Source organism: Bradyrhizobium sp. AUGA SZCCT0431 (genome assembly GCF_018131065.1).
Taxonomy (GTDB): Bacteria; Pseudomonadota; Alphaproteobacteria; order Rhizobiales; family Xanthobacteraceae; genus Bradyrhizobium.
In genome coordinates, this window is record NZ_JAFCLR010000045.1 from 24,208 (window position 1) to 49,735 (window position 25,528).

The 25,528-nt window shown below is 64.0% G+C and carries 24 protein-coding genes and 1 other RNA gene; 11 read left to right on the plus strand and 14 right to left on the minus strand.

The features are described 5' to 3' along the window. Positions 1–43: 43 nt before the first annotated feature. The 6 genes from ruvB to JQ567_RS31650 form a co-directional block, all read right to left on the minus strand. Complete coding sequence (gene ruvB / locus JQ567_RS31625) at positions 44–1,093, minus strand: Holliday junction branch migration DNA helicase RuvB (protein ID WP_212032928.1); 1,050 nt, start codon at positions 1,091–1,093, stop codon at positions 44–46. Then, a complete protein-coding gene (locus JQ567_RS31630) occupies positions 1,090–1,644 on the minus strand; it encodes a hypothetical protein (RefSeq protein ID WP_212442459.1) in 555 nt (184 codons plus the stop codon). The genes ruvB and JQ567_RS31630 overlap by 4 nt, the downstream gene beginning before the upstream one ends. Continuing rightward, the gene (locus JQ567_RS31635) at positions 1,641–1,958 is read right to left on the minus strand and encodes an NIPSNAP family protein (RefSeq protein ID WP_212442460.1); all 318 of its coding nucleotides are present in this window, start codon (positions 1,956–1,958) and stop codon (positions 1,641–1,643) included. The genes JQ567_RS31630 and JQ567_RS31635 overlap by 4 nt, the downstream gene beginning before the upstream one ends. A gap of 25 nt (positions 1,959–1,983) precedes the next feature. Continuing rightward, positions 1,984–2,601: a Holliday junction branch migration protein RuvA gene (gene ruvA, locus JQ567_RS31640; protein WP_209837862.1), complete on the minus strand. Its 618-nt coding sequence runs from the start codon at positions 2,599–2,601 to the stop codon at positions 1,984–1,986. After that, positions 2,598–3,125 (minus strand): crossover junction endodeoxyribonuclease RuvC, encoded by a 528-nt coding sequence (gene ruvC, locus JQ567_RS31645; protein ID WP_212442461.1) that lies wholly within the window; start codon positions 3,123–3,125, stop codon positions 2,598–2,600. Before ruvC ends, ruvA begins: the two co-directional genes overlap by 4 nt. A gap of 209 nt (positions 3,126–3,334) precedes the next feature. After that, the gene (locus JQ567_RS31650) at positions 3,335–4,081 is read right to left on the minus strand and encodes a YebC/PmpR family DNA-binding transcriptional regulator (protein WP_212213163.1); all 747 of its coding nucleotides are present in this window, start codon (positions 4,079–4,081) and stop codon (positions 3,335–3,337) included. Between the two features lie 217 nt (positions 4,082–4,298). Between JQ567_RS31650 and JQ567_RS31655 the strand changes: the two genes are divergently transcribed. From JQ567_RS31655 to ppk2, 3 genes are all read left to right on the plus strand, one after another. Then, positions 4,299–6,077: a methyl-accepting chemotaxis protein gene (locus JQ567_RS31655; protein ID WP_212442462.1), complete on the plus strand. Its 1,779-nt coding sequence runs from the start codon at positions 4,299–4,301 to the stop codon at positions 6,075–6,077. Positions 6,078–6,230: 153 nt separating this feature from the next. Beyond that, a complete protein-coding gene (locus tag JQ567_RS31660) occupies positions 6,231–7,655 on the plus strand; it encodes a methyl-accepting chemotaxis protein (RefSeq protein WP_212442463.1) in 1,425 nt (474 codons plus the stop codon). Between the two features lie 116 nt (positions 7,656–7,771). Next, complete coding sequence (ppk2, locus tag JQ567_RS31665) at positions 7,772–8,692, plus strand: polyphosphate kinase 2 (RefSeq protein ID WP_212442464.1); 921 nt, start codon at positions 7,772–7,774, stop codon at positions 8,690–8,692. A gap of 29 nt (positions 8,693–8,721) precedes the next feature. Here the strand turns inward: ppk2 and JQ567_RS31670 are convergent, their stop codons facing one another. The 7 genes from JQ567_RS31670 to JQ567_RS31700 all read right to left on the minus strand — a co-directional run bounded on the left by JQ567_RS31670 (position 8,722) and on the right by JQ567_RS31700 (position 12,225). Then, positions 8,722–9,363, minus strand: a complete 642-nt coding sequence (locus JQ567_RS31670) for a hypothetical protein (protein WP_212442465.1) — start codon at positions 9,361–9,363, stop codon at positions 8,722–8,724. Between the two features lie 21 nt (positions 9,364–9,384). Next, positions 9,385–10,212, minus strand: coding sequence for a TIGR00282 family metallophosphoesterase (locus JQ567_RS31675; RefSeq protein WP_212442466.1), 828 nt, complete (start codon positions 10,210–10,212; stop codon positions 9,385–9,387). Between the two features lie 3 nt (positions 10,213–10,215). Continuing rightward, on the minus strand, positions 10,216–10,791 hold the full coding sequence (locus JQ567_RS31680; RefSeq protein ID WP_212442467.1) for a 5-formyltetrahydrofolate cyclo-ligase: 576 nt from the start codon (positions 10,789–10,791) through the stop codon (positions 10,216–10,218). A 117-nt stretch (positions 10,792–10,908) separates the two neighbouring features. Then, positions 10,909–11,069: non-coding RNA, 6S RNA (gene ssrS / locus JQ567_RS31685), on the minus strand. A gap of 119 nt (positions 11,070–11,188) precedes the next feature. After that, positions 11,189–11,392 (minus strand): hypothetical protein, encoded by a 204-nt coding sequence (locus tag JQ567_RS31690; protein ID WP_212442468.1) that lies wholly within the window; start codon positions 11,390–11,392, stop codon positions 11,189–11,191. A 132-nt stretch (positions 11,393–11,524) separates the two neighbouring features. Then, on the minus strand, positions 11,525–11,908 hold the full coding sequence (locus tag JQ567_RS31695; protein WP_212442469.1) for a cell division protein ZapA: 384 nt from the start codon (positions 11,906–11,908) through the stop codon (positions 11,525–11,527). Continuing rightward, complete coding sequence (locus tag JQ567_RS31700) at positions 11,905–12,225, minus strand: DUF4164 domain-containing protein (RefSeq protein WP_192736870.1); 321 nt, start codon at positions 12,223–12,225, stop codon at positions 11,905–11,907. The genes JQ567_RS31695 and JQ567_RS31700 overlap by 4 nt, the downstream gene beginning before the upstream one ends. 284 nt (positions 12,226–12,509) lie before the next feature. Between JQ567_RS31700 and tkt the strand changes: the two genes are divergently transcribed. From tkt to JQ567_RS31740, 8 genes are all read left to right on the plus strand, one after another. Beyond that, positions 12,510–14,492 (plus strand): transketolase, encoded by a 1,983-nt coding sequence (tkt, locus tag JQ567_RS31705; RefSeq protein WP_212442470.1) that lies wholly within the window; start codon positions 12,510–12,512, stop codon positions 14,490–14,492. A 423-nt stretch (positions 14,493–14,915) separates the two neighbouring features. Beyond that, positions 14,916–15,923 carry a type I glyceraldehyde-3-phosphate dehydrogenase gene (gene gap / locus JQ567_RS31710; RefSeq protein WP_212442471.1) on the plus strand — a complete coding sequence of 336 codons (1,008 nt, stop codon included), beginning with the start codon at positions 14,916–14,918 and terminating at the stop codon, positions 15,921–15,923. 187 nt (positions 15,924–16,110) lie between these two features. Further along, positions 16,111–17,307, plus strand: a complete 1,197-nt coding sequence (locus tag JQ567_RS31715) for a phosphoglycerate kinase (RefSeq protein WP_212442472.1) — start codon at positions 16,111–16,113, stop codon at positions 17,305–17,307. A gap of 59 nt (positions 17,308–17,366) precedes the next feature. Next, entirely contained in the window at positions 17,367–18,434 is a 1,068-nt protein-coding gene (fba, locus tag JQ567_RS31720; protein ID WP_212442473.1) for a class II fructose-bisphosphate aldolase, read from the plus strand. Positions 18,435–18,544: 110 nt separating this feature from the next. Beyond that, positions 18,545–19,570, plus strand: coding sequence for a class I fructose-bisphosphate aldolase (locus tag JQ567_RS31725; RefSeq protein WP_212442474.1), 1,026 nt, complete (start codon positions 18,545–18,547; stop codon positions 19,568–19,570). A gap of 2 nt (positions 19,571–19,572) precedes the next feature. Continuing rightward, entirely contained in the window at positions 19,573–20,280 is a 708-nt protein-coding gene (locus JQ567_RS31730; protein ID WP_212442475.1) for a thiamine phosphate synthase, read from the plus strand. Between the two features lie 8 nt (positions 20,281–20,288). Further along, a complete protein-coding gene (locus tag JQ567_RS31735) occupies positions 20,289–21,419 on the plus strand; it encodes a tetratricopeptide repeat protein (RefSeq protein ID WP_212442476.1) in 1,131 nt (376 codons plus the stop codon). A gap of 91 nt (positions 21,420–21,510) precedes the next feature. Further along, complete coding sequence (locus tag JQ567_RS31740) at positions 21,511–22,299, plus strand: inositol monophosphatase family protein (RefSeq protein ID WP_212391542.1); 789 nt, start codon at positions 21,511–21,513, stop codon at positions 22,297–22,299. A 79-nt stretch (positions 22,300–22,378) separates the two neighbouring features. Here JQ567_RS31740 and JQ567_RS31745 read toward each other — a convergent pair whose 3' ends face one another. Further along, positions 22,379–25,525, minus strand: a complete 3,147-nt coding sequence (locus tag JQ567_RS31745; RefSeq protein ID WP_212442477.1) for a multidrug efflux RND transporter permease subunit — start codon at positions 25,523–25,525, stop codon at positions 22,379–22,381. Positions 25,526–25,528: the final 3 nt, after the last annotated feature.

Genomic DNA, 25,528 nt, shown 5'->3' on the forward strand with positions numbered 1-25,528 from the left:
AACGCAAGGCGTTTGCGCGGAGATTATGCTCAAATCAAAGAGTTCAGTCGTCGCTGTCGCCACCGCCGAACAAGCCGAACTGCGCCGGATCGCGGGCGGGTTCGGCGAGGCCGAGATGTTTGAAGGCGTGCGAGGTCAACAGCCGGCCGCGCGGGGTGCGCTGCAGGTAACCACACTGGATCAGGAACGGCTCGATGATGTCCTCGATCGCATCGCGCGGCTCCGACAGCGCCGCCGCCATGGTCTCGACGCCGACCGGACCGCCGCCATAGTTCAGCGCGATGGTCGAGAGATAGCGCCGGTCCATCGCATCGAGGCCGGCGGCATCGACTTCCAGCGCGCTCAGCGCATGGTCGGCGATGGCGCGGTCGACAGAGCTGGCATCCGCGGCGGACGCAAAATCCCGCACCCGGCGCAGCAGCCGACCGGCGATGCGCGGCGTGCCGCGGGCGCGGCGCGCGATCTCGTTGGCGCCGTCAGGCGTCATGCCGATGTTGAGCACACGGGCGCCGCGGGTGACAATCTTCTCCAGCTCTTCCACGGTGTAGAAATTCAGCCGCACCGGAATGCCGAAGCGGTCGCGCAGCGGATTGGTGAGCAGGCCCGCGCGCGTCGTGGCGCCGACGAGGGTGAATTTCGCCAGCTCGATTTTTACCGATCGCGCCGCCGGCCCCTCACCGATGATGAGATCGAGCTGAAAGTCCTCCATCGCAGGATAGAGCACTTCCTCCACCGCCGGGCTGAGGCGATGGATTTCGTCGATGAACAGCACGTCGCGCTCTTCGAGATTGGTCAGCAGCGCTGCGAGGTCGCCGGCCTTGGCGATCACGGGACCGGAAGTGGCGCGAAAGCCGACGCCGAGTTCGCGCGCCACGATCTGCGCCAGCGTGGTCTTGCCGAGGCCGGGAGGGCCGACGAACAGCACGTGATCGAGTGCCTCGCCGCGCTTGCGCGCCGCCTCGATGAAGATCGAAAGGTTCTTGCGCGCCTGCGCCTGGCCTACGAATTCGGACAGCAATTGCGGACGCAGCGCGGTGTCGCCGACATCGTCGCTGCGGCGTTCGGGGGTGACGATGCGGGAGGGCGTGTTCATGCGGCAGTTCTAGCACGATGCAGGGGTTTCGCGAGCCACCAGCACAGGCTGGCCGGAATGACCGCCAGCACAGCGAGGATCGCTGACAGCGACAGCGCCTGTCGTGCAGACCGGACGTCCGGCAAGATCACGGCCGATGATTCCGAGGGCACCATGAAGGTGCCGAATACGACGAAACCGGCGACGGCAATGGCCGCAGCGAGCCACGCCATCCAGATCATGTTGATACCGCCATAGACCGCAGCCAATGCGAATATCAGGCCGGCAGCAACCGATGGCAGAAACGCCGCGAGCATCGTGACAAGGGCAAGCAGCACGATCGCGACAGAGGCCAGGGTGCGCAGCGCTTCGAGTTCGAGAAGTGCGAGAAACATCTGCAGCAGCGCGGCTCCGAATGCGACCACGATCAATGAAATCAGCGCCGCAATCGTCAGCGGTCCTGCAACGGAGAAAATCAGGACGATGCCGATCGCGCGCGCGAAACGCCCGGCAACGGCGCCTGCCGAATAGTCGCGACGTTCGGCTGTGACGTTGCGGGAGGGCGTGTTCATGCGGCCGTTTTCGGAAACAATGGCCGGAAAAACGACCGTTCATAACGGATGAAGCAGCGCGTCCGCTGTGCGAAGGCGACCGCCTTCTGGCAGTCGGGATCGGTGCTGGCATCCTTGCGGTATTGTTCGTAGGCCGCGAGGCTTGGAAAGCTGAACATCGCCAACGCGACGTCGCTCTCGCCTTCGGATGGCAGAAAGTAGCCGTGATGGACGCCGCCGAACCGCGGCAGCAGCTCAAGCCACATCGCGCCGTAAGCCTCGAAGTCGGCGAGCTTGTCCGGATCGAGCTGGTAACGCAGATAACACGTAATCATTTTGTAATACTCCAGCTCAGTTCACTCACTTCGCGAGTTCCTTCAGCCCCAGCCGAATGAGCTGCGCGGTCTCGGCATTCTCGCCGGCGCTGCGCGAGGCGGAGGCGATCGCCGCCGCCGCCTGCGGCTGACCATAGCCGAGATTGACCAGCGCCGAGATCGCGTCGGTGACCGGGCGCGGCGCGCGGTCATTGTCGATGGCCCCGGAGAGATGCACCAGCGCCGGATCGACGTTGGCGAATGCCGGCGCCTTGTCCTTCAATTCGGTGACGATGCGTTCGGCGACTTTCGGCCCGACGCCGGGCGTGCGCGTCACCGCGGCCTTGTCGCGCAGCGCGATCGCATTCGCAAGCTCGGCCGGCGGCAGCGTCGAGAGCACTGCCAGCGCCACCTTGGCGCCGACGCCCTGCACGGTCTGCAGCAGGCGGAACCATTCGCGCTCGATGTCGCCGCGGAAACCAAAAAGCTTGATCTGGTCTTCGCGCACATAGGTCTCGATCGAGAGCACCGCGGCCTCGCCGGGCGCGGGAAGCGCCTGCAGCGTGCGCGACGAGCAATGCACCTGATAGCCGACGCCGCCGACGTCGAGGATCACGTAGTCCTCGCCGTAGGAGTCGATCAGGCCTTTCAGTTTACCGATCATAGGCCTGCCACCTTCAGCCGCAGCGCCGTGCCGGCGCGGTGATGGGCGTGCGTGATCGCGATCGCCAGCGCGTCGGCGGCGTCGGCGGATTTCGGCTCGGCCTTCGGCAGCAGGATCTTGAGCATGACAGCGATCTGGTTCTTGTCGGCATGACCGGCGCCGACCACGGTCTTCTTGACCTGGTTGGGCGCGTATTCGGCAACCGATATGCCGAACATCGCCGGCCCCAGCATGGCGACGCCGCGCGCCTGCCCGAGTTTTAGCGTCGCGACGCCGTCCTTGTTCACAAAGGTCTGTTCGACCGCAGCCTCCATGGGGCTGTAGTCGCCGAGCACGGCGGCGAGGCCTTCGTGGATCGCGAGCAGCCGGCTCGCCAGCGGCAGATCGTCCGGCGGCTCTACCGAGCCGCAGCCGATGAAGGTCAGCCGGTTACCCTCGGTCTCGATCACGCCCCAGCCGGTGCGGCGCAGGCCGGGGTCGATGCCGATAATCCGGACGGGTTGGCGAATCGGAGGAGATGTCATGGCCTGTGATAACGCCAGAGCACCGTGAACGAAACATAAAGAGAACAGTCATCCCCTGCCGTGGCGGCAAGACCCGCGTTGTCATCCCCGCGAAGGCGGGGATCCAGTATTCCAGAGACGGCTGTGAAAGAGCCGAGAGGCCGCGGCGTACTGGATCGCCCGGTCAAGGCCGGGCGACGACCGTTGAAAATGGGGCGGCAATCGAGATGCTACCCGCCCATCTTCGCCATCAGCGCGTCCGAGACCTCGAAATTGGCGTAGACGTTCTGCACGTCGTCGTGCTCGTTCAAATGGTCGATCAGCTTGAGCAGCTTCTCGCCGGTCTCATCGTCGACCGGCACTGTGTTCTGCGGCTTCCAGGTCAGCGCTGCCTTGCGGGCCTCGCCGAATTTCGCTTCCAGCGCCTTGGCGACCTCGCGAAACGTTTCCTTGGAGGCATAGATTTCGTGGCCGTTCTCGCTCGAAATCACGTCGTCGGCGCCGGCTTCGATCGCCGCATCCAGCATCGCATCGTCGGAGGCGACCTTGGCGTCGTATTCAATGATGCCGGTGTGATCGAACATGAAGGAAACCGATCCGGTTTCGCCGAGGTTGCCGCCGGACTTGGTGAAGTAGGAGCGGATATCGGAGGCCGCGCGGTTGCGGTTGTCGGTCAGCGCCTCGACGATCACGGCGACGCCGCCGGGGCCATAGCCCTCGTAGCGGATCTCGTCATAATTCTCGCCCTCGCCGCCGCTCGCCTTCTTCACGGCGCGCTCAATCGAATCCTTCGACATGTTTTCCTGGCGAGCGGAAATGATCGCCGCGCGCAGCCGGGCGTTCATCGCCGGATCGGGCTGGCCCATCTTGGCCGCGACCGTGATTTCCCGCGCCAGCTTGCCGAACAGTTTCGACTTCTGGGCATCCTGCCGCCCCTTGCGGTGCATGATGTTCTTGAATTGGGAATGGCCGGCCATGCGGGGTCTCTTGGATTCGTTCGTGAGCGGATTGGATGAAAACGCGGCCTTATAGGCCGACAACCGGCCAAAATCAAAGATTCACGGCCGTTTTGGTACTTAAGTAGTGCCCGTATGCCGGAATATCAGGCAGTTGTTAACCATGACTTCATGCCCGGATGAGAGGATGCGCCGCACCTACTCAACTTTTAAGAGACCCCAACCGTTAAGAGAGCCCATGGCGTTCGGTTTGTTTCGAAAGCGAGTGCCGGAGGCGGCCGCGCCTGCCGTTGAACCCAAGAATCCGGTAGCTAATCCGGGTGCGGTTCCGACGGCAGCAGCCGCGACCGACGGCACCCCTGAAGGCGATTCGGCCAAGGAAATCCTTGAACTGCTGGAACTCGAACTCGGCGGCATGATCCGCCAGCTCGAGCGCGCGGCCCATTCGGTCGCCGGCGGCGCCGAGGCCACCGCGGCGACGCTGACCACCATCCGCCACCGCACCGATGCCCTGACCGGCCGCACCACCGCAGCCCAGAGCACCGCAACCACTTTCGCGCAGGCCGCCGACAAATTCACCCATTCGGCCCAGGGCATCGGCGAGCAGGTGCGCGATGCCGGCAAGCTCGCCGACCAGGCCAGCGAGGCCGCACGCGAAGCCAGCGCCAATGTGGACCGCTTACGCGAATCGTCCGCGGCGATCGGCAATGTCGTCAATCTGATCGCGCAGATCGCAAGGCAGACCACGCTGCTGGCGCTCAATTCCACCATCGAGGCCGCACGTGCCGGCGAAGCCGGGCGCGGTTTTGCGGTCGTCGCCACCGAGGTAAAGGCGCTCGCGGTGCAGACCCAGAACGCCACCGAGGAAATCACCAAGAAGATCGAAGCGCTGCAGCGCGACGCCGCCGGCTCGGTCGACGCCGTGCATCGGATTTCGCAGGCGATCGAATTGATCCGGCCGGTGTTCGACAACGTCAACGGCGCAGTTGCCGAGCAAAGCCAGACCACCGGCGAAATGTCCGACAATGCCGCCTCCGCCTCGCGCTTCATCGTCTCGGTCGGCGAAAGCGCCACCGAGATCGATATTGCGACCAAGGAAGCCGAAGCCCATGGCGAAAGCGTCGCCAATGCCGGCCGCGCGGTCACGACCTTTGCGCAGAAGCTCAAATCGCGCTGCGCGGTGCTGCTGCGCCAAAGCGAGCGCCAGGGCCAGCGCAAACAGGAAAAGCTGCCCTGCAGCCTCAAGGTCGAAATCCAGACCCCGCGCGGCCTGATCACCGCAACGGTTTACGAGATTTCGATCGACGGCATTCTGATCAGCGGTCCCGACGCGGAAAAGTTGGCGCCAAACCAAAGCCTCGACGCCACGCTGCCGGATATCGGCGCCTGCAAAATTCGCGTCAGTGAACGTTCCAAGGCCGGCGCGCAGGCGCAGTTCGAGCGGCCGGATGCCGCTTTGCGCGAGGCGATCGAAGACAAATTGTGGGCGATCCACGACGAGAACACCGAGTTCGTCACCCGCGCCATGGAAGCAGGCGCGGCGCTGACCAGGATTTTCGAGCAGGGCGTCGCCAGCGGCGCGATCTCGATGGAAGACATGTTCGACACCAACTATGTCGAAATATCAGGCAGCAACCCGATGCAGTACCGCACCAAAATTCTGGACTGGGCTGACCGCGCGCTGCCGCCGTTCCAGGAGGCCTTCCTCGCCAGGGACAAGCGCATGGCGTTCTGCGCGATGATCGACACCAACGGCTATCTGCCGGTTCACAACAAGATCTATTCACACCCGCAGCGGCCCGGCGACGTCACCTGGAACACCGCCAACAGCCGCAACCGCCGCATCTTCAACGATCCCGCGGGCCTTGCCGCCGGCCGCAACCAGCGCGCCTATCTGGTGCAGAGCTACGCCCGCGACATGGGCAACGGCAACACCGTGATGATGCGCGAGATCGACGTGCCGATCCGCGTCAAGGGCCGGCACTGGGGCGGCTTCCGGACGGCCTACAGGCTCTAGAGCCTTTGGTTTCCGATGGACATGCTTCGCTGGAAAACGCTCTAGTTCGCTCTCAGGCAAGACTGCAAGGCGCGAATCGCGTTCTAGACTTGGAATTGGAATGCGCTCGCCGCGGTGGGCCGATCATCGGCTCTGACTGGAGAAAGCTCGAGCATGTCCTTTGTGCAGCGTGCAGTCCTGGACACTCAATCCAACCACACACTGGCCGAACGGCTCATTGACCAGCTCGCCGACCGCATCGGCGGGCTCGGCGTGGAGCTTGCCGATATCGCCGGCAACGTCCAGGAGGTCGCAAGCCGCGTCGCGAACCAGTCGGACCGGTTCCACCACTTGCAGAAGACGGCCCAGACGATGGTCTCGGCCAACCGCGACATCGCCAATGCATCGCAGGCGGTGCAATCGACCACGTCCGCAGCCGTCGTTGAGATCGTTCAGTCGCGCAGCGCGGTGGATACGGCCGTCAATCACATCGCCGAACTCGTCGAAGCGGTCGGCCGCATCGAGGCCCGGCTCAGCGCCGTCGGCTCGGCCCTGTCGCAGGTTGCAAAAGTTTCCGGCTCGATCGAGGCGATTGCGAAGCAGACTAACCTTTTGGCGCTCAATGCCACGATCGAGGCGGCGCGCGCCGGAACCGCCGGCCGCGGCTTTGCCGTGGTCGCGAACGAAGTGAAGAGCCTGGCGGAAGGAACTCGCCAGGCCACGCAGCAGATTTCCGATACCATGCGCGATCTCGACGGCCAGATCGGCAGCCTGATCGGCGAGAGCAGCGACGCCTCGCTCCGCGCCAAGAGCGCTGGTGAAGGCGCACAGCAGATCAGCGGCATCATCGCGCGCGTGCATCAGGGCATCGCGTCCGTAGGCCACGAGATCGACGGCGTCGCCAAAGCCGCGACGTCCAATCTCGGCCATTGCGACCGCGTGATCGAGGAACTCGGCCAGCTTGCCCAAGGCGTCGATTTGTCTTCCAGCGAGCTGAAGCAGGCCGACGGACGGGTGGCGAAACTGCTCGAACTGTCGGAAGGCCTGATCGTGCTGATCGCCGACAGCGGCGTCGAGACGGCGGATGCGCCGTTGATCCGCGTGGTGATGGATACCGCAAAGCAGATTTCCGACGCGTTTGAGGCCGCCGTCGCGTGCGGCGAGATCACGGTCGATCAGTTGATGGACGAGAAATACCGCGAAATATCCGGTACTGATCCGAAGCAATATCTGACCGACTATGTCGCCTTCACCGACCGCGTCCTGCCTTCCATCCAGGATCCGATCCAGAAGAGCGATCCGCGCATCGTGTTCTGCGTCGCCTGGGCCAAGGGCGGCTATCTGCCGACCCACAATCCGAACTACCGCCTGCCGCAGGGGCCCGATCCCGTCTGGAACAACGCCAATTGCCGCAACCGCCGCCTGTTCAGCGATCGCGCGGTGAAGAAGGTGGCCGCGAGCACAAAACCGTTCCTGCTGCAGACCTATCGCCGCGACATGGGCGGCGGCAATTTCGTGCTGATGAAAGACCTCTCCTCGCCCATCCACGTGCGCGGCAGCCATTGGGGCGCTTTCCGCATGGGCTTCCGGCAATCCTGAACGACAGACGTCAAAACGCTTTGCCCGGCGTGCACTGTCACACCACTGACATGCGCATTTGAAACTAACGGTGATGCCGTGCATTTCCTTTGCGCTTCCCTGGGCGGAGTATCTCGATGACCGAAAAACCACTCAATGGCTCGATCCATGATCGCATCCACGCGGAAATGATGGACAGTTTCGACGAGGAACTGGAACTAGAGATCGACGACGATCGCCTCGACGCACTGACCAACGAATTCGAGGGCCATACGTCAGAGGAAACCGTCGACCGAAGGCTTTATTTCAAGGAACTGTTCCGCCTGCAGGGCGAGCTGGTGAAGCTGCAAAGCTGGGTGCAGCACCAGAAGCTGAAAGTGGTCGTGATCTTCGAGGGACGCGATTCCGCCGGCAAGGGCGGCGTCATCAAGCGCATCACGCAGCGGCTGAACCCGCGGGTCTGCCGCGTCGCCGCACTGCCGGCGCCGAACGAGCGCGAACGCACCCAATGGTATTTCCAGCGTTACGTCTCGCATCTGCCGGCCGGCGGCGAGATCGTGCTGTTCGACCGCAGCTGGTACAACCGCGCCGGCGTCGAGCGCGTGATGGGATTTTGCAGCGAAGCCGACGTCGAGGAGTTTTTCCGCTCGGTGCCGGAATTCGAACGCATGCTGGTGCGCTCCGGCATCATCCTGATCAAATACTGGTTCTCGATCACCGACGAGGTACAGCATCTGCGTTTCACGATGCGGATCCACGATCCCCTGAAGCAGTGGAAGCTGAGCCCGATGGACGTGGAAGCGCGCAGCCGCTGGGAGCAATACACCAAGGCCAAGGAAGCGATGCTGGAGCGCACCCATATTGCCGAAGCGCCGTGGCACCTGGTCGAGGCCGTCGACAAGAAGAAGGCGCGGCTGAACTGCATCGCCCATCTGCTTGAACAGATTCCCTACAACGAGGTCCCGCAGGCCCCCGTCATCCTGCCAGCGCGCGTGCGCAATCCGGATTACCAGCGCGGTCCGGTCCCGGCGGAGATGTACGTGCCGGCGCGCTACTGAGCGCGTAGCCAATGTAGCAGGCCGCGCAGCTAGCGCAGGCCTGCGGGCAATTCGAAGCCCTTGTACTCGCGCAGCAGCATCGCCTTGAGCACCGGCGTTTCCGGCTTGGCGTCGGGCCCGGGCACCGGATTGCTGTCCGCCTTGATGAAATCCGGCGGCGTCCCCGGCAATTTGTAGAGATTGAAGCCGTTCCGCCGCACCGCGAAATCGGCCTGCAGATAGCCGTCCGCCATCATGGTGCCGGCAGGCGCGAGGTAGAAGCCGTCCTCACGATAGGGCCCGAGCATCGAATAGGTCTTCGAGCCTTTCCGGACGCCGCTGAGCTGGCTGCTCAACCTGACCAATTCGGTTTCGCGGCCGTCGATGTTCACATAGACCCGGCGCAGCGGGAGCTCGGCCGAGTCCTGCGTCACCACGCTGACGAGCACGAGCACATGCTTGGCGAGCGCGCGGTATTCTTCCGCACTGGAAGCCCAGGAGAAATCCACCGAGGATCCTCTTGCCGCGCCCTTCGGCGCGACCTTCGCCGTGTTGATCGCGGACTTCTCCAGCCGCCCGGTCATGTCTTCCAGCGACACCGGGTTCTGCGATACCGGGCGCTGGGTGAGCTTTTGCGCGGACGCCGGCTGCGACAGCAGCAACGCCAGCAAGACGACTAGAAACCTTTGCATCACACCTTCTCGCACGCCCGTTCAGTGGCCGGTCCAAAATCCCGGCACCGCCGGCTCCAGCCTGCCGCCCGCCCGCACCGGCGCGATTCGCAGCGCCAGCCCGGTGGCATCGTCGGTTTCGACCGCGACGCCGCTTAGTGTCGCCACACCGAACGCCGGTTCGAATCGGCCGGAGGGAATGCCGGTGACGAAGCGGTGCAGCGGCTCTTCCTTCTGCATGCCGATGATCGAATCATAATCGCCGGTCATGCCGGCGTCGCTCATATAGGCGGTGCCGCCGGGCAGCACCTGATGATCGGCGGTCGGAACGTGGGTGTGGGTGCCGACCACGAGACTGGCGCGGCCGTCGCAGAAAAATCCCATGCCCTGTTTCTCGCTGGTCGCCTCGCCGTGGAAATCGACCACGATGGCGTCGGCCGCTTCACGCAGCGGACAGGCGTCGAGCTCCTTGCCGACCGCGTTGAACGGATCGTTGAGCGGCTCCATGAAGACGCGGCCCATGGCGTTGATGACCAGCGCGCGCTTGCCGTTCTTGGTGTCGATCAGCGCGGCGCCGCGGCCCGGCGTATGGCGCGGAAAGTTCAAGGGGCGGATCAGGCGCGGCGCGCGCTCGATGAACACCAGCGCCTCCTTCTGATTCCAGGCGTGGTTGCCGAGCGTGACCGCATCCGCACCGGCGTCGAGGAGATCCTGATAGATCGCCTCGGTGATCCCGAAGCCACCGGCTGCGTTCTCGCCGTTGACGATGACGAGATCGAGCGACCAGTCTCTGACCATGCCGGGGAGATGCTCGGAAATAGCGGTGCGGCCGGTCTTGCCGACGACGTCACCGATGAAGAGGATGCGCAAAATTCAGCTCCGGAAATCGAACACTTTCTTTTCCGTTAGCACAAAATCCAGTGCCACGTCGTGCGGCTGCGCCGGAACCGCCTTTATTTGCTGCACGGCAAACGCAGTGCCGACGGCGATAATGGCTTTCGCCTTGCGCAAATGCTCCAGCGTGAAATCGTAATGTCCGGCGCCATAGCCGATCCGGTGCCCCGCGGCGTCGAACGCCGCCAGCGGCACCAGCAAGATGTCGGGAATGAGTTCAGCGGCCGCCGGCGACGGTTCGAGAATGCCGAGCGGCCCTAACATCAGCCGGTCGCTCGGGGACCACGCCCGGAACGCCAGCGACTTGCCGCGCGCCATCACCGCCGGCAGCGCCAGCCTGGCGCCCGCTTCCGCGAGCTTGCGCATCAACGGCGTCGGGTCGATCTCGCTGCGGATCGGAGAATAGCCGGAGACAACCGTGCCCGACGTGATCTCGAACGGCGGGCCGCGCTTGGCGAGGGCTTGCGCCGCGTCGGCGCGCTGCTCGTCGCTCAATGCATCGCGCTTTGCCAAAGCGGCAGCGCGAAGGTCTGCTTTCGAAGCACTTGCCGTCATGCAGCGTTCTGTTCCGCCGAACATCGCCCGCGAAGACGGACGAAGCGAAAGTTGCAGGGCCTAGGTGGTGAAGCCGGTAGAGTAAAAGCTCGACGCAAAAATCAACCGAAACAAAAGTGCGAAGCCGCAGAGGCCGTTGAAGCGCTCGATCCCGGAGTTCCCTACGAAAGTAGGTGGGCACCATATGACCGGATCCACGGACCCGGCCAGGGACAGTTCCCTGAAGGATCGATAAGGCCCCGGGGATATATGGCTCCTGACGCGCAACGCAGCTTCGCCCACCCAATGTAGGCGTTAAAGGTCCAATCCGCCAGCGCTAAGGCGCGATACACAAGCGGGAGCGACTCTTCACCCTCCCCTGGAGGGGAATTATATACCTGACAAGTATAACAGTGGCCTAGTTTGTGCTTTTCCGGACTAGGGCCATAGCCCTAACCAACAGAAGGGTGATGCTGGCGATGGCCGCAATTGCTGCGAACAAAATGGTCAGCCCATAGGCTTTTCCAAAGGAGTCCGAATCCAGCAATGAGCGCGGCAAGTTGTTAGTGTTCAGCGTCAAAAGAAAATAGCCGACCGCCGCGCTGACCAGCAGCGTTGCCAAGGGTCGAATTAAAGACCTCATACCTTCACCATCGGCGTACCTACTTGGCGGCCTTCATTTGCGGTCTGCCTTGCGCGGCTCCGGTTTCATCTTCGCCAGCCGCGCCCCTCCAGGGGAGGGTAAGAACTTTCATCAACCGATCGCGACGCCGCCACCGATGGTGCGGTTCAGCATCTGCGTGGTCTTTTCGATGCGGTCGGCGGCGGCATTGAGCGCGTTGGCGACCGCGGTCTGCGTCGTCCGGGCGCGATCGGTGGCTGCGACGCGCACATTGCGCAAGGCTTCGAGTTCTTCCTCGAGCGCACGGATGCGATGGTTGGCGTCGAGCAGTTCGTCGCACACGGTCAGCGCCGCCATCACGGTAAGTCGCGCATCGCCGATCTCGCCGAACTTGCCGCGCAGCGATTCGACGCGCGCTTCGAGGTTCTCGGCGAGCTTGAGCAGACGCACTTCCTGCCCTTCCTCGCAGGCCATGCGGTACTGCCGGCCGTTGATGGTGACGTTGATGTGGCTCATGAGCTTTCTCCGGCGTCCAGCACGGCGCGGATGGTGCCGATCGCGGCATCGAGTTTTTCCGATATCTCGCGGTTGGTGCGCTCCAGTCGGCGGGTCTTCACCAGCGAGCCGTCGAGTTCGTCGGCGAGGCGCGAGCGGTCGGCGCCGAGTGCCTGGATCCGGCTCGCAAGTTCATTCTCGTCACGGTCGGCATCGCGCCGCCGCTCGGCCGCAGCTTCGAGCGCATCCAGCGCCGCCATCAGCCGCCTTGTTGCAGCGTCGATGTCGGCAAAGGCGAGCTCGGGGTTGCCGGCCCCGTTGGCGGGACGATCGCTCATGAGAGACAGCGCGCACCTTCGGTTAAGCCGGCCGCTCAGCAAAATCTGCGGTTCGGCAAGCGGTTAGGCCGCTAAATTTACGTGGCAAGCGAGGACAGCGCAACGCCCGCGCGAAGCTATGCACCGCTAAGCAACCTTTCGCACCGAAAGCGCGTTTCCTTGCCTTGGACTCCGGGAATTGAGGTGCTATCCAGCCCAGACTTCCCTAGCCAAAGCCCTCGTATCGCGGCCCTTCCCGGTACGCACCCCGCAACCAAGCACCTCATTTCAGGCGGATTTTCATCATGACGCAGGTCGATCATTCCCGTATGGCCAATGCGATCCGTGGCCTCGCCATGGATGCCGTCGAGAAGGCGAAATCCGGCCATCCCGGCCTGCCGATGGGCGCCGCCGACATCGCGACCGTGCTGTTCACCCAGTTCCTGAAATTCGACGCCGCCGAGCCAAAGTGGCCGGACCGCGACCGTTTCGTTCTCTCGGCCGGGCACGGCTCGATGCTGCTGTATGCGTTGCTGTACCTGACCGGCAACAAGGACATGACGCTCGACCAGATCAAGAATTTCCGCGCATTGGGATCGCTGACGCCGGGTCACCCCGAGAACTTCCACACCAAGGGTATCGAGACCACGACGGGTCCGCTCGGCCAGGGCATCGCGACGTCGGTCGGCATGGCGCTGGCGGAGAAGATGCTTGCCGCCGAGTTCGGCAAGAAGGTGGTCGGCCATCACACCTATGTGCTCGCCTCCGACGGCGACCTGATGGAAGGCGTGTCGCAGGAAGCGATCGCGATGGCCGGGCACTGGAAGCTCAACAAGCTGATCGTGCTGTATGACGACAACGGCATTTCGATCGACGGCCCGACTTCGATCGCCGATTCCGTCGACCAGGTGAAGCGCTTCAAGTCGGCCGGCTGGGCCGCCGAACTGATCGACGGCCACGATCCGAAGGCGATCGCCGCCGCCATCACCCGCGCCCAGAAATCCAACAAGCCGTCGCTGATCGCCTGCAAGACCACGATCGGCTTCGGCGCGCCGACCCGCGCCGGCACCGCAAAAGCCCATGGCGAAGCGCTCGGCGCCGAAGAACTGAAGGGTGCCAAGGAAAAGCTCGGCATCTCGCTCGAGCCGTTCTCGGTGCCCGATGACGTCCTGAAGGCGTGGCGCGCCGCCGGCAGCCGCGGCGCCGCTGCGCGCCAGGAATGGGAAGGCGTGTTTGGCGAACTGGGTCCGCGCAAGCGCGCCGAATTCGAGCGCCGGCTGCGCCATGAGCGCCCGGCCTCGCTCGCCAAGGCGCTGCGCGACCACAAGAAGAAGCTGCTCGAGACGCCGCAGAACGTCGCGACCCGCAAATCCTCGGAATCGGCGATCGAGGCGATCGCCGGTGCAATGCCGATGGAATTCCTCGCCGGCTCGGCGGATCTCACCGGCTCCAACAACAACAAGGCGAAATCGGCCGTGGCGTTTTCCGCCAAGACGCCAAAAGGCCGCTTCATCCATTACGGCGTCCGCGAGCACGGCATGGCCGCGGCCATGAACGGCGTCTTCCTGCATGGCGGTTTTGCGCCCAACGGCGCCACCTTCCTGGTGTTCACCGATTACGCGCGTCCTGCGATGCGGCTCGCGGCGGTGATGGGCGCGGGCGTCGTGTATGTCATGACCCATGATTCGATCGGGCTTGGCGAAGACGGACCGACGCATCAGCCGGTCGAGCATCTGGCGGCGCTGCGGGCGATTCCCAACATGCGCGTGTTCCGGCCCTGCGACGCCGTTGAGGTCGCCGAATGCTGGGAGCTCGCGCTCAACCGCATCGACGGCCCGACGGTGCTGGCGCTGACCCGCCAGAACCTGCCGCAATTGCGCACCACTGCCCCGAACGACAATCCCTGCAGCCACGGCGCCTATGAACTGGTCGCGGCGCAAGGCGAGGCAAAGGTCTCGATGTTCGCCTCCGGATCCGAGGTCGAGATCGCGGTCGCCGCCCAGAAGCAGTTGGCCGAACGCGGCATCGCGTCGCGGGTGGTTTCGGTGCCCTCGCTCGAATTGCTGCTGGCGCAGCCGGCGGACCGCCAGAAGGCCGTTATCGGCAACGCGCCGGTCAAGATTGCGATCGAGGCCGCGGTGCGCTGGGGCTGGGACGCCGTGATCGGCCAGGATGGTGAATTCATAGGCATGCACGGTTTCGGCGCCAGCGCGCCCGCCAAGGACCTTTACAAGCACTTCGGCATTACAGCCGAGGCTGCGGTTAACGCTGCCCTGAAGCGCCTCTAGAGCCTTATCGGTTCTGATTGAATCAGAACCGAAGCTCTAGACTCTTGTTTTGACGCGTTTTCCTTGCGCGGACCGGTATCCACCCCCGGATCAGGTCCGAGGACATGCTTCGCTCGAAAACGCTCCAGTGCCCGTTTCCGAAGTTCGCGCGCCATTTGCGGCCCTGCGAACTTCGGACACAAAAGGGCAGTAGACGACAGTTAACTTTGGTGTGCCGCTTATCGAAGTTCCTGACCGTGCTCTCGGCGACCATTGCAGGAACTTCAACTCGGCGCGCTGCTGACGGTTGAGCTTGTTGGCAAAAAGGTCTACCTAAAAGCTCATCTTGACCGTTCTCGCCCGGCCGAACCGGGCGATCCGCCGTAAGCACCGCCGTGGAACCATTCCACGGGGGTGACACCAGCTATTAAAGGAGAAACGAGCATGGCAATCCGGGTCGCGATCAACGGATTTGGCCGCATCGGCCGCAACATCTTGCGGGCGATTGCGGAATCCGGCCGCAAGGATATCGAAGTCGTAGGGATCAACGATCTCGGCCCGGTCGAGACCAATGCCCATCTGCTGCGTTTCGATTCCGTGCATGGCCGTTTCCCCGGCACCGTGACCGTCGATGGCGATTCGATCAGCCTCGGCAGCGGCAAGATCAAGGTTTCCTCCGAGCGCGATCCCTCGAAGCTGCCGTGGAAGGAACTCGGCGTCGACATCGCGATGGAATGTACCGGCATCTTCAGCGCCAAGGCCAAGGCCACTGCGCACCTGACCGCCGGCGCCAAGCGCGTGCTGGTTTCCGCGCCGTCGGACGGCGCCGACGCCACGATCGTCTACGGCGTCAATCACGACAAGCTGACCCGCGACCATCTCGTGGTCTCCAACGGTTCCTGCACCACCAACTGCCTGGCCCCGATCGCCAAGGTCTTGAACGACACCGTCGGTATCGAAACCGGTTTCATGACCACGATCCACGCCTATACCGGCGACCAGCCGACGCTCGACACCCTGCACAGCGACCTCTATCGCGGCCGTGCCGCAGCGATGTCGATGATCCCGACCTCCACCGGTGCGGCCAAGGCGATCGGCCTCGTGCTGCCCGAGCTTCAGGGCAAACTCGACGGCGTCGCGATCCGCGTGCCGACCCCGAACGTCTCGGTGGTCGATCTCAAGATCGTCGCCAAGCGCGCCACCGACGTGAAGGAAATCAACGCGGCGATGAAGCGCGCCTCCGAGCAGGAGCTGAAGGGCATCTTGGGCTACACCACCGCGCCCAACGTCTCGATCGACTTCAACCACGATCCGCACTCGTCCACCTTCCATGTGGACCAGACCAAGGTGCAGAACGGCACGCTGGTGCGGGTGATGTCCTGGTACGACAATGAATGGGGTTTCTCCAACCGCATGGGCGACACCGCCGTGGCGATGGGGAAGCTGCTCTAAACCAAGTCTCGTGTCCCGGACGCGGTGCAGCGCTCTTGGCGCTGCTCCGCAGAGCCGGGACCCATTTGCACCGCGACCACAGCCCCACCATGGGTCCCGGTTCTGCACAGCGGCGCCATAGCGTGTCGAAGACGCGCGTAAACGCACTTATGGCGCCGCAGTGCGCCCGGGACAAGAGACAGCTCCAATGACAAAATCATTCCGCACCCTCGATGACGTCGACGTAAAGGGCAAACGCGTGCTGTTGCGCGTCGACCTCAACGTCCCCACCGACAATGGCCGCGTTACCGATGCCACACGCCTGGAGCGCATCGCCCCCACCGTGATCGAGATTTCCAGCAAGGGCGGCAAGCTCATCCTGCTGGCGCATTTCGGCAGGCCGAAGGGACGCGACGCCAAGGAGTCGCTGAAGCCCGTCGCGGCGGCACTGTCGGAGGTCATCAAGAAGCCGGTCGGTTTTGCCGATGACTGCATTGGCGAGGCCGCGGCGAACGCGGTTGCCGCGATGAAGGATGGCGACATCCTCTGCCTGGAAAACACCCGCTTCCACAAAGAAGAAGAGAAGAACGATCCGGCGTTTGTCGGCGAACTGGCAAAGCTCGGCGACATCTGGGTCAACGACGCGTTCTCCGCAGCACACCGCGCCCATGCCTCGACCGAGGGCCTCGGCCACAAGCTGCCGGCCTATGCCGGCCGCACCATGCAGGCCGAACTCGACGCGCTCGGCAAGGCGCTGGAAGCGCCGACCAAGCCCGTGATCGCGATCATCGGCGGCGCGAAAGTATCGACCAAGATCGATCTGTTGGAAAACCTCGTCAGCAAGGTCGACGCGCTCGTCATCGGCGGCGGCATGGCCAACACCTTCCTGCACGCGCAAGGCGTCGGCGTCGGCAAATCGCTGGCGGAAAAAGATCTGGCGGCGACCGCGCTGCGGATCATGGAAAAGGCCGAGGCCGCCAACTGCGCCATCATCCTCCCCGTGGACGCCGTGGTCGCCTATCATTTCGCGGCCAATTCGCCCTCGCATGCCTATGGCCTCGACGCCATTCCGGCCGACGGCATGATCCTCGACGTCGGCCCGCAATCGATCGCGCGGATCCATGCCGCGATCGACGACGCCGCGACGCTGGTCTGGAACGGCCCGCTCGGCGCCTTCGAAATGACGCCATTCGACCGCGGCACCATGGTATCGGCCAGGCACGCCGCCGAGCGCACCAAGGCCAAGAAGCTGATCTCGGTCGCGGGCGGCGGCGACACCGTCGCGGCCCTGAACCAGGCCGGCGTGGCCGGCGATTTTTCCTATGTTTCGACCGCGGGCGGCGCGTTTCTTGAATGGATGGAGGGGAAACCCTTACCGGGTGTCGAAGTTCTAAAAATTCGCTAGTACCTTCAACTGACAGCAGATCGAGCGCTTAGGGCGCTGTAAATACAAGGAGAATTCGGATGGCTCGGATTACGTTGCGTCAATTGCTCGACCACGCGGCGGAGCATGATTACGGCGTGCCGGCCTTCAACATCAACAATATGGAGCAGGCGCTCGCGATCATGGAGGCGGCCTCCAGCCTCGATGCCCCCGTCATCATCCAGGCCTCGCGCGGCGCGCGCTCCTACGCCAACGACATCATGCTCAAGCACATGATGGACGCCGTCACCGAAATCTATCCGCATATCCCGGTCTGCGTGCATCTCGATCACGGCAATGCTCCCGACACCTGCATGACCGCGATCCAGGCCGGCTTCACCTCGGTCATGATGGACGGTTCGCTGAAGGCCGACGGCAAGACGCCCGGCGATTGGGATTACAATGTCGGCGTCACCAAGACCGTCACCGGCATGGCCCATCTCGGCGGCATCTCGGTGGAAGGCGAGCTCGGCGTGCTCGGCTCGCTCGAAACCGGCATGGGCGACAAGGAAGACGGCCACGGCGCCGAAGGTAAATTGTCGCACGACCAGCTGCTGACCAACCCGGACGAGGCGGTCAAATTCGTCCAGGAGACCAAGGTCGACGCCCTGGCGATCGCAATGGGCACCTCGCACGGCGCCTACAAGTTCACCCGCAAGCCCGACGGTGACATCCTTGCCATGAACGTGATCGAGGAGATCCATCGCAAGCTGCCGAACACGCATCTGGTGATGCATGGTTCGTCCTCGGTGCCGCAGGACCTGCAGGAAATCATCAACGCCAACGGCGGCAAGATGAAGCCGACCTGGGGCGTGCCGGTTTCCGAGATCCAGCGCGGCATCAAGCATGGCGTGCGCAAGATCAACATCGACACCGACAACCGCATGGCGATGACCGGGCAGATCCGCAAGGTTCTGAAGGACAATCCGGAAGAGTTCGACCCGCGCAAATATCTCAAGCCGGCGATGGAAGCGATGACCAAACTGTGCAAGCAGCGGCTGCAGGAATTCAACACCGCGGGCCAGGCCAGCAAGATCAAGAAGGTGCTGACCACGGCCGAAATGGCCAAGCGCTACAGCAAGGGCGAGCTCGACCCGAAGGTTGCCTGACCCCGCGCCATCGCGCCGCGGAGGCTGCCGGCCGCGACGAACGTTTTCTAGGCAATTGCCCGAGAACCGCCTATTTTGGTTTGCAAGGCAGGTGTCTGGAGAACGGTACAATGAATCTCGCTGACCTCAACAAGGTCGCCCTCGCCATGGTCACGCCGGGCAAGGGCGTACTCGCCGCCGACGAATCCTCAGGCACGATCAAGAAGCGCTTCGACGCCATCAGCGTCGAATCGACCGAGGAGACGCGCCGCGACTACCGGGAAATGCTGTTTCGCTCGCAGGAGGCGATGAGCAAATACGTCTCGGGCGTCATCCTCTATGACGAAACCATCTGGCAGAATGCCAAGGACGGCACGCCGCTGGTCAAGCTGATCGAACAGTCCGGCGCCATCCCCGGCATCAAGGTAGATGAAGGAACCCAGGGCTTGCCGGGCTGCCCCGGCGAATTGATCACGGCCGGGCTCGACAAGCTCGCCGAGCGCCTGAAGAAATATTACGAGCGCGGCGCACGGTTCGCCAAATGGCGGGCGGTGATCGACATCGGACAGAATATCCCCACCATGACCGCGATCCATGTCAACGCGCATGCGCTCGCCCGCTACGCCGCGCTGTGCCAGCAGGCGCAGATCGTGCCGATCGTCGAGCCGGAAGTGTTGATGGACGGCGATCACGACATCGACCGCTGCTACGAAGTATCCCAGCGCGTCCTGAACAAGACGTTTCAGGAATTGCGGATCCAGCGCGTCGCGCTGGAGGGCATGATCCTGAAACCCAACATGGCGATCGCAGGCAAGAAAAGCGCAAAGCCATCGCCCGTTGAAGAGGTCGCGGAGAAGACCATCCGGTTGCTGAAGGCTTGCGTTCCGGCAGCAGTCCCCGGCATCGCCTTCCTCTCCGGCGGACAATCCGACGAGGATGCGACCGCGCATCTCAATGCCATGAACCGGATCGGCGGCCTCCCCTGGCGGCTGACCTTCTCCTATGGCCGCGCGCTGCAGGCGGCGCCGCAAAAGGCGTGGTCGGGCAAGGCCGAGAACGTCGCGGCCGGCCAGCGCGCATTCACGCACCGGGCGCGGATGAATGCGCTGGCGAGCAAGGGTGAGTGGGAAGCCGGCCTGGAAAAGAAGGTTGCATAGCATTGGCCGCTAAACCCGTTCCGCAGCGCCCGGTGCCGCGCCTCTATCTCGCGACATCAGTGGTGGACGATCCGTCGCAGCTCATAGCCAGCCTCCCCGGCCTGCTCGCCGCGGCCGACGTCGCCGCGGTGCTGCTGCGGCTGCGCGAGACCGACCAGCGCACCATGATCTCGCGGATCAAGGCGCTGGCGGCCCCGGTTCAGGACCGCGGCGCGGCGCTGCTGCTGGATGGCCATGTCGAGCTGGTGGCCCGTGGCGGCGCCGATGGCGCGCATCTGACCGGGATCGCTGCCATCGAAGACGCCTTCCCGTCCCTGAAGCCCGATCGCATCGCCGGCGTCGGCGGCCTCGCCACGCGGCACGATTCGATGGCCGCGGGCGAAGCGGGTGCGGACTACGTGCTGTTCGGTGAGCCCGACGCCAAGGGCGAGCGGCCCTCGGCGGAAGCGATCGCCGAGCGCCTGCAATGGTGGGATGAATTGTTCGAACCGCCCTGCGTCGGCTATGCGGCTTCGCGCGAGGAGGCCCGCGAATTTGCCGCCGCGGGCGCGGATTTCGTGCTTGTCGGCGATTTCATCTGGGCCGATCCGCGCGGGCCCGAGGCGGCGCTGATCGATATCGAGCAGGCGATCACGCAAGCGCACGCCGACGCGTTTGGAAAAAACAAGAGCACGGACAACACCACCGAGCAGACGACCGGACGGAGATAGCGCCGGACATGAGACTGCTGCGTCCGATATTGATCCTTGGCTGCTGCCTGATGGCGGCGGCCGGCGCATCGGCGCAGATCTCGCTGACGCCGCCCGCAGCGCAGCCGCCCGCGCCTGCCAGCAAGCCGGCCGCGAAGAAAGAGGCGCCCAAAGCGACGACCAAAGAGACTTCCAAGGATACTTCCAAGGAGGCCTCGAAGCCGAAGGCGCCCACTGTCGCCAAGAAGCCTGCGGCCACGCCCAAACCGGCCACGTCGCCCACTCCGACAGCTTCACCCACACCCAGCTTTGACGATCCCAATGTCGATCTCGTCTACGGCGCCTATCAGCGCGGTCTCTACAAGACCGCACTCGATCTGGCGCTGACGCGGGCGCAATATGCCGGCGACGCCAAGGCGATGACGATGATCGGCGAGCTCTACTCCGGCGCCCTCGGCGTCAAGCGCGACTACGCGAAAGCCATCGAATGGTACCAGCGCGCCGCCGACGCCGGCGACCGCGAGGGCATGTTTGCGCTGGCGATGATGAAGCTTTCCGGCCGCGGCGGCCCGGTCAACCGCGAGCAAGCGGTCAAGCTGCTGGCCTCCGCCGCCAAGCTCGGCAATCCGAAGGCGGCGTATAACCTGGCGCTGCTGTATCTCGACGGGCAGACACTGCCGCAGGATATGAAACGCTCCGCCGAATTGCTGCGGATCGCGGCCGACGCCGGCAACCCGGAAGCGCAATACGCGCTCGCGACCTTCTACAAGGAAGGCACCGGCGTGCCCAAGGACATCGACAAGGCGGTGCGCCTGCTGCAAGCCGCGTCGCTGGCCGACAATGTCGATGCCGAGGTCGAATACGCGATCGCGCTCTATAACGGCACCGGCACGCCGAAGAACGAAGCCGCCGGTGTGGCGCTGCTCCGCAAGGCGGCCCGGCAAAACAGCCCGATTGCACAGAACCGCCTCGCCCGCGTGCTCGTCAGTGGACAGGGCGTGCCGGTGGACAAGGTCGAGGCCCTGAAATGGCACATTGTCGCCAAAACCGCCGGCAAGGGCGATCCGATGCTGGACGATGCGCTGGCGGGCCTCAGTCCCGAGGACCGCGCCAAGGCCCAGGAAGCCGCCCGCAAATGGATCGGCAACGACAAGAAATGACGCCTTGACGGCGACACATCGTCAGGGCACCCAGTCCCTCCAACCCCCGGCGGCATTGTCCGTTTTCCCCCTAACCCATAAGCCTCGCATCATGCTGCATTCAGCCCTTATCAACGTCATGGTGAAAGCCGCGCGCCACGCCGGCCGCAGCCTCAAGCGCGACCTCGGCGAGGTCGAGCATCTGCAGGTGTCGCTGAAGGGGCCTGCGAATTTCGTCACCATGGCCGACAAGCGCGCCGAGGAACTGCTCTATGCGGATCTGACCAAGTCGCGGCCGGGTTACGGCTTCATCGGCGAGGAAGGCGGCACGCGCGAAGGCGCCGACAAGAGCCATACCTGGATCGTCGATCCCCTGGACGGCACGACGAACTTCCTGCACGGCATTCCGCAATTCGCGATCTCGATCGGCCTGCAGCGCGAAGGCACCATCATCGCCGGCGTGATCTACAATCCGGCCAATGACGAACTCTACATCGCCGAGCGCGGCAAGGGCGCGTTCCTCAACGACCAGCGGCTGCGCGTCGCCGGACGACGCCAGCTCGACGAATGCGTGGTCGGCTGCGGCCTGCCACATATCGGACGCGGCGATCATGCTCAGTCGCGGCTGGAAATGACCGCGATCCAGGAGCGGGTTGCAGGCCTTCGAAGGTTTGGCGCCGCCTCGCTCGACATGGCCTTCGTCGCCGCCGGCCGCCTCGACGGCTATTGGGAGCGCAATCTGCAGCCATGGGACATGGCGGCCGGACAGATCATGATCCGCGAAGCCGGCGGCGTCGTGTCAGGCATGGCGGGCGACGACGATCCGCTCACGACCGGACACCTGATCTGCGGCAACGAGTTCGTGCACAAAGAGCTGGTGAAGATTCTGAAGCCGCTGTGACGGCGCAGCGATGAGCCGCCGCCACGGCCATGCCAGGAGCTTGCCGGTCGATGCGGCAGGCCGGTGCGGTGAATGATCGCTACTCCGCGGGTCTCGGCGCCGTCTGCGGCGGCTTCGCTTCCGCCACCACTTCCCGGTCCCCCGCAAAGAACCTTTGCACCACGACGAAGAACACCGGCACCATCAGCAGCGCCAGGATCACCACCGCGATCATGCCGCCCATCACGCTGGTGCCGAGTGCCTGCTGGCTGGCGCCGCCGGCGCCGGTCGCGATCACCATCGGCAGCACGCCGCAAACGAAGGCGAGACCGGTCATCAGGATCGGGCGGAAACGCAGGGTACAGGCTTCGATCGTCGCTTCGACCAGCGGCTTGCCTTGCGCGCGCAGCTCCTTGGCAAACTCGATGATCAGAATGGCATCTTTCGCAGCCAGTCCGATGATGGTGATCAGGGCGACAGTGAAGTAAACGTCGTTCGGCAGGCCGCGCAACGACGCGGCCAGCACCGAACCGCAGATGCCGAGCGGCACCGTCAGCAGCACGGCGAGCGGAATGGTCCAGCTTTCATAGAGGGCCGCCAGACACAGGAACACCACCAGCGCCGACAGGCCAAGCAGGAACGGCGCCTGCGAGCCCGAGAGCTTTTCCTGCAGCGATTGTCCGGTCCACTCATAGCCGAAGCCGCGCGGCAGCTTGCCCGCGAGCCGCTCCATCTCGGCGATGGCATCGCCCGAGGTAAAGCCGGGTTTGGCTTCTCCGCTGATGCGCACCGCGGGATAATAATTGAAGCCGGCGATCTGCGTCGGCCCCTTCGACCATTCGACGGAGGCGAACGAAGACAGCGGCACCAGCTGGCCGCGGCTGTTCTTGACGTTGTAGTTCAGGATGTCGTCGGCATTCATGCGGCTGCCGCGGTCGGCCTGCACGATCACGCGCTGCATCCGGCCCCGGTTCGGGAAATCGTTGATGTAGTTCGAGCCGAGATTGGTCGAGATGGTGTTGTTGATGTCCTCGAAGGTGACGCCGAACGCGCCGGCCTTCTCGCGGTCGATCATCAGGTTGACCTGCGGACCCGGCGGCAAGCCCTCGACATAGACCTTTTGCAGCACGCGGCTGGCATTGGCTTCCGCGATCAGCTGCTCGGCGGCGCTGACCAGCGCCGGATAACCCTTCTGGCCGCGGTCCTGCAGGCGGAACGAGAAGCCCGAGGAGTTGCCGAGATTGTCGATCGGCGGCGGCTGCAGCGCGGAAATCCGGGCGTCACGGATCGACGACAGATCGCGGTTGATGTCGTTGACGATCGAGGCGGCCGAATCCTTCGGCCCGCGTTCCGACCAGTCCTTCAGCGTGATGAAGGCCTGCGCGGTGTTGATGCCCTGGCCGAGGAAGCTGAAGCCGGTGAGGAAGGTGACGTTCTCGACGCCGGAACGCTTGGCCAGATATTGCTCGACCTTCTCGACCGCCGCCTCGGTGCGGGCGTAGGAAGAGTCCGCCGGTGTTTGCACGTCGGTGGTGATGAAGCCCTGGTCGTCGACCGGCAGGAAGCCGCCGGGCAAGCGAATAAAGGCCCAGCTCAGCCCGACGATCAGCGCCGCATAGATCAGCATCAGTCGGCCGGTTCGCTTCAGCGAATGTCCGACGACGCGCGTATAACCGTCCTTGGTGCCGTCGAGCGCGCGGTTGAACCAGCCGAACACGCCCTTCCTGGCATGGCCGTGGCCGGCCGCGACCGGCTTCAGCAAGGTCGCGCACAGCGCCGGCGTCAGCGACATCGCCAGCAGCGCGGAGAACGCGATCGCCGCGACCATCGTTACCGAGAACTGCCGGTAGATGACGCCGACCGATCCCGGAAAGAACGCCATCGGCACGAACACCGCGATCAGCACCAGCGTAATGCCGATGATGGCGCCTGTGATCTGCGACATCGCCTTGCGGGTGGCCTCCTTCGGCGGCAGGCCCTCTTCGGCCATGATACGCTCGACGTTCTCGACCACCACGATAGCGTCGTCGACGAGGATGCCGACCGCCAGCACCATGCCGAACATCGTCAACATGTTGATAGAGTAGCCGGCCGCCAGCAGGATCGCGCAGGTGCCGAGCAGCGCCACCGGCACCACGATGGTCGGAATGATGGTGTAGCGGATGTTCTGCAGGAAAAGGAACATCACGACGAAGACCAGCACGATGGCTTCGACCAGCGTCATCAGCACCTTCTCGATCGAGGCCTTCACGACAGGTGTGATGTTGTAGGGAATCTCATAGGCGATGTTGGCCGGGAAGAAGCGCGACAGCTCCTTCATCTTGGCTTCGACCGCGCTTGCGGTCGCCAGCGCGTTGCCGGTCGGCGACATCAGCACCGACAGACCCGCCGTCGGTTTGCCGTTAAGCCGCGTGTTGAACTGATAGCTTAATCCGCCGATCTCGATCCGGGCCACGTCGCGCAAACGCACCGTCGAGCCGTCCGCATTGGCACGCAGGATAATCGCGCCGAATTCGTCCGGCGACGAGAGCTGTCCCTTGACCAGCACCAGCGCCGAAATCTTCTGGTCATCCGTGCTCGGCTCGGCGCCGATGCTGCCGGAGGCTACTTGCGCGTTCTGCGCCGTGATCGCCTTGTTGACGTCGTCGGCCGTCAGCCCATAGCCGACCAGCTTGGCCGGATCGACCCAGATACGCAGACTGCGTTCGGTGGAATAGAGCGTGGCGCGGCCGACACCGGGAATGCGCCTGATTTCGCCGAGAACACTGCGAATCATGAAGTCGCCGAGGCCGACCTCGTCGAGGCTGCCGTCGGTCGAGCGCAGCGTGATGATCTGCAGCACGGCGCTGGAGGCTTCCTCGATCAGGATACCTTGCTGGATCACCGCGCGCGGCAGCCGCGCCTCGACGCGCTTGATGCGGTTCTGCACTTCCACCGACGCCGTGCCGGTGTCGGTGCCCGGCACAAAATTGGCGATGATCTCGACCTGGCCCAGCGAGTCGCTGGTGGATTCGAAGTTCAGGATGCCATTGGCACCGTTGAGCTCTTCCTCGATCAGCCGCGTGACGCTGTTGTAGAGGTTTTCCGGCGACGCGCCGGGATAGCTGGTCGAGATCGAGATCGAGGGCGGTGCGATGATCGGATACTGCGCGATCGCCAGCAGCGGGATCGAGATCGCGCCGATCAGACAGATGAAAAGCGCGACGACCCAGGCGAAGATCGGCCTGTCGATGAAGAAACTCGGCATCGA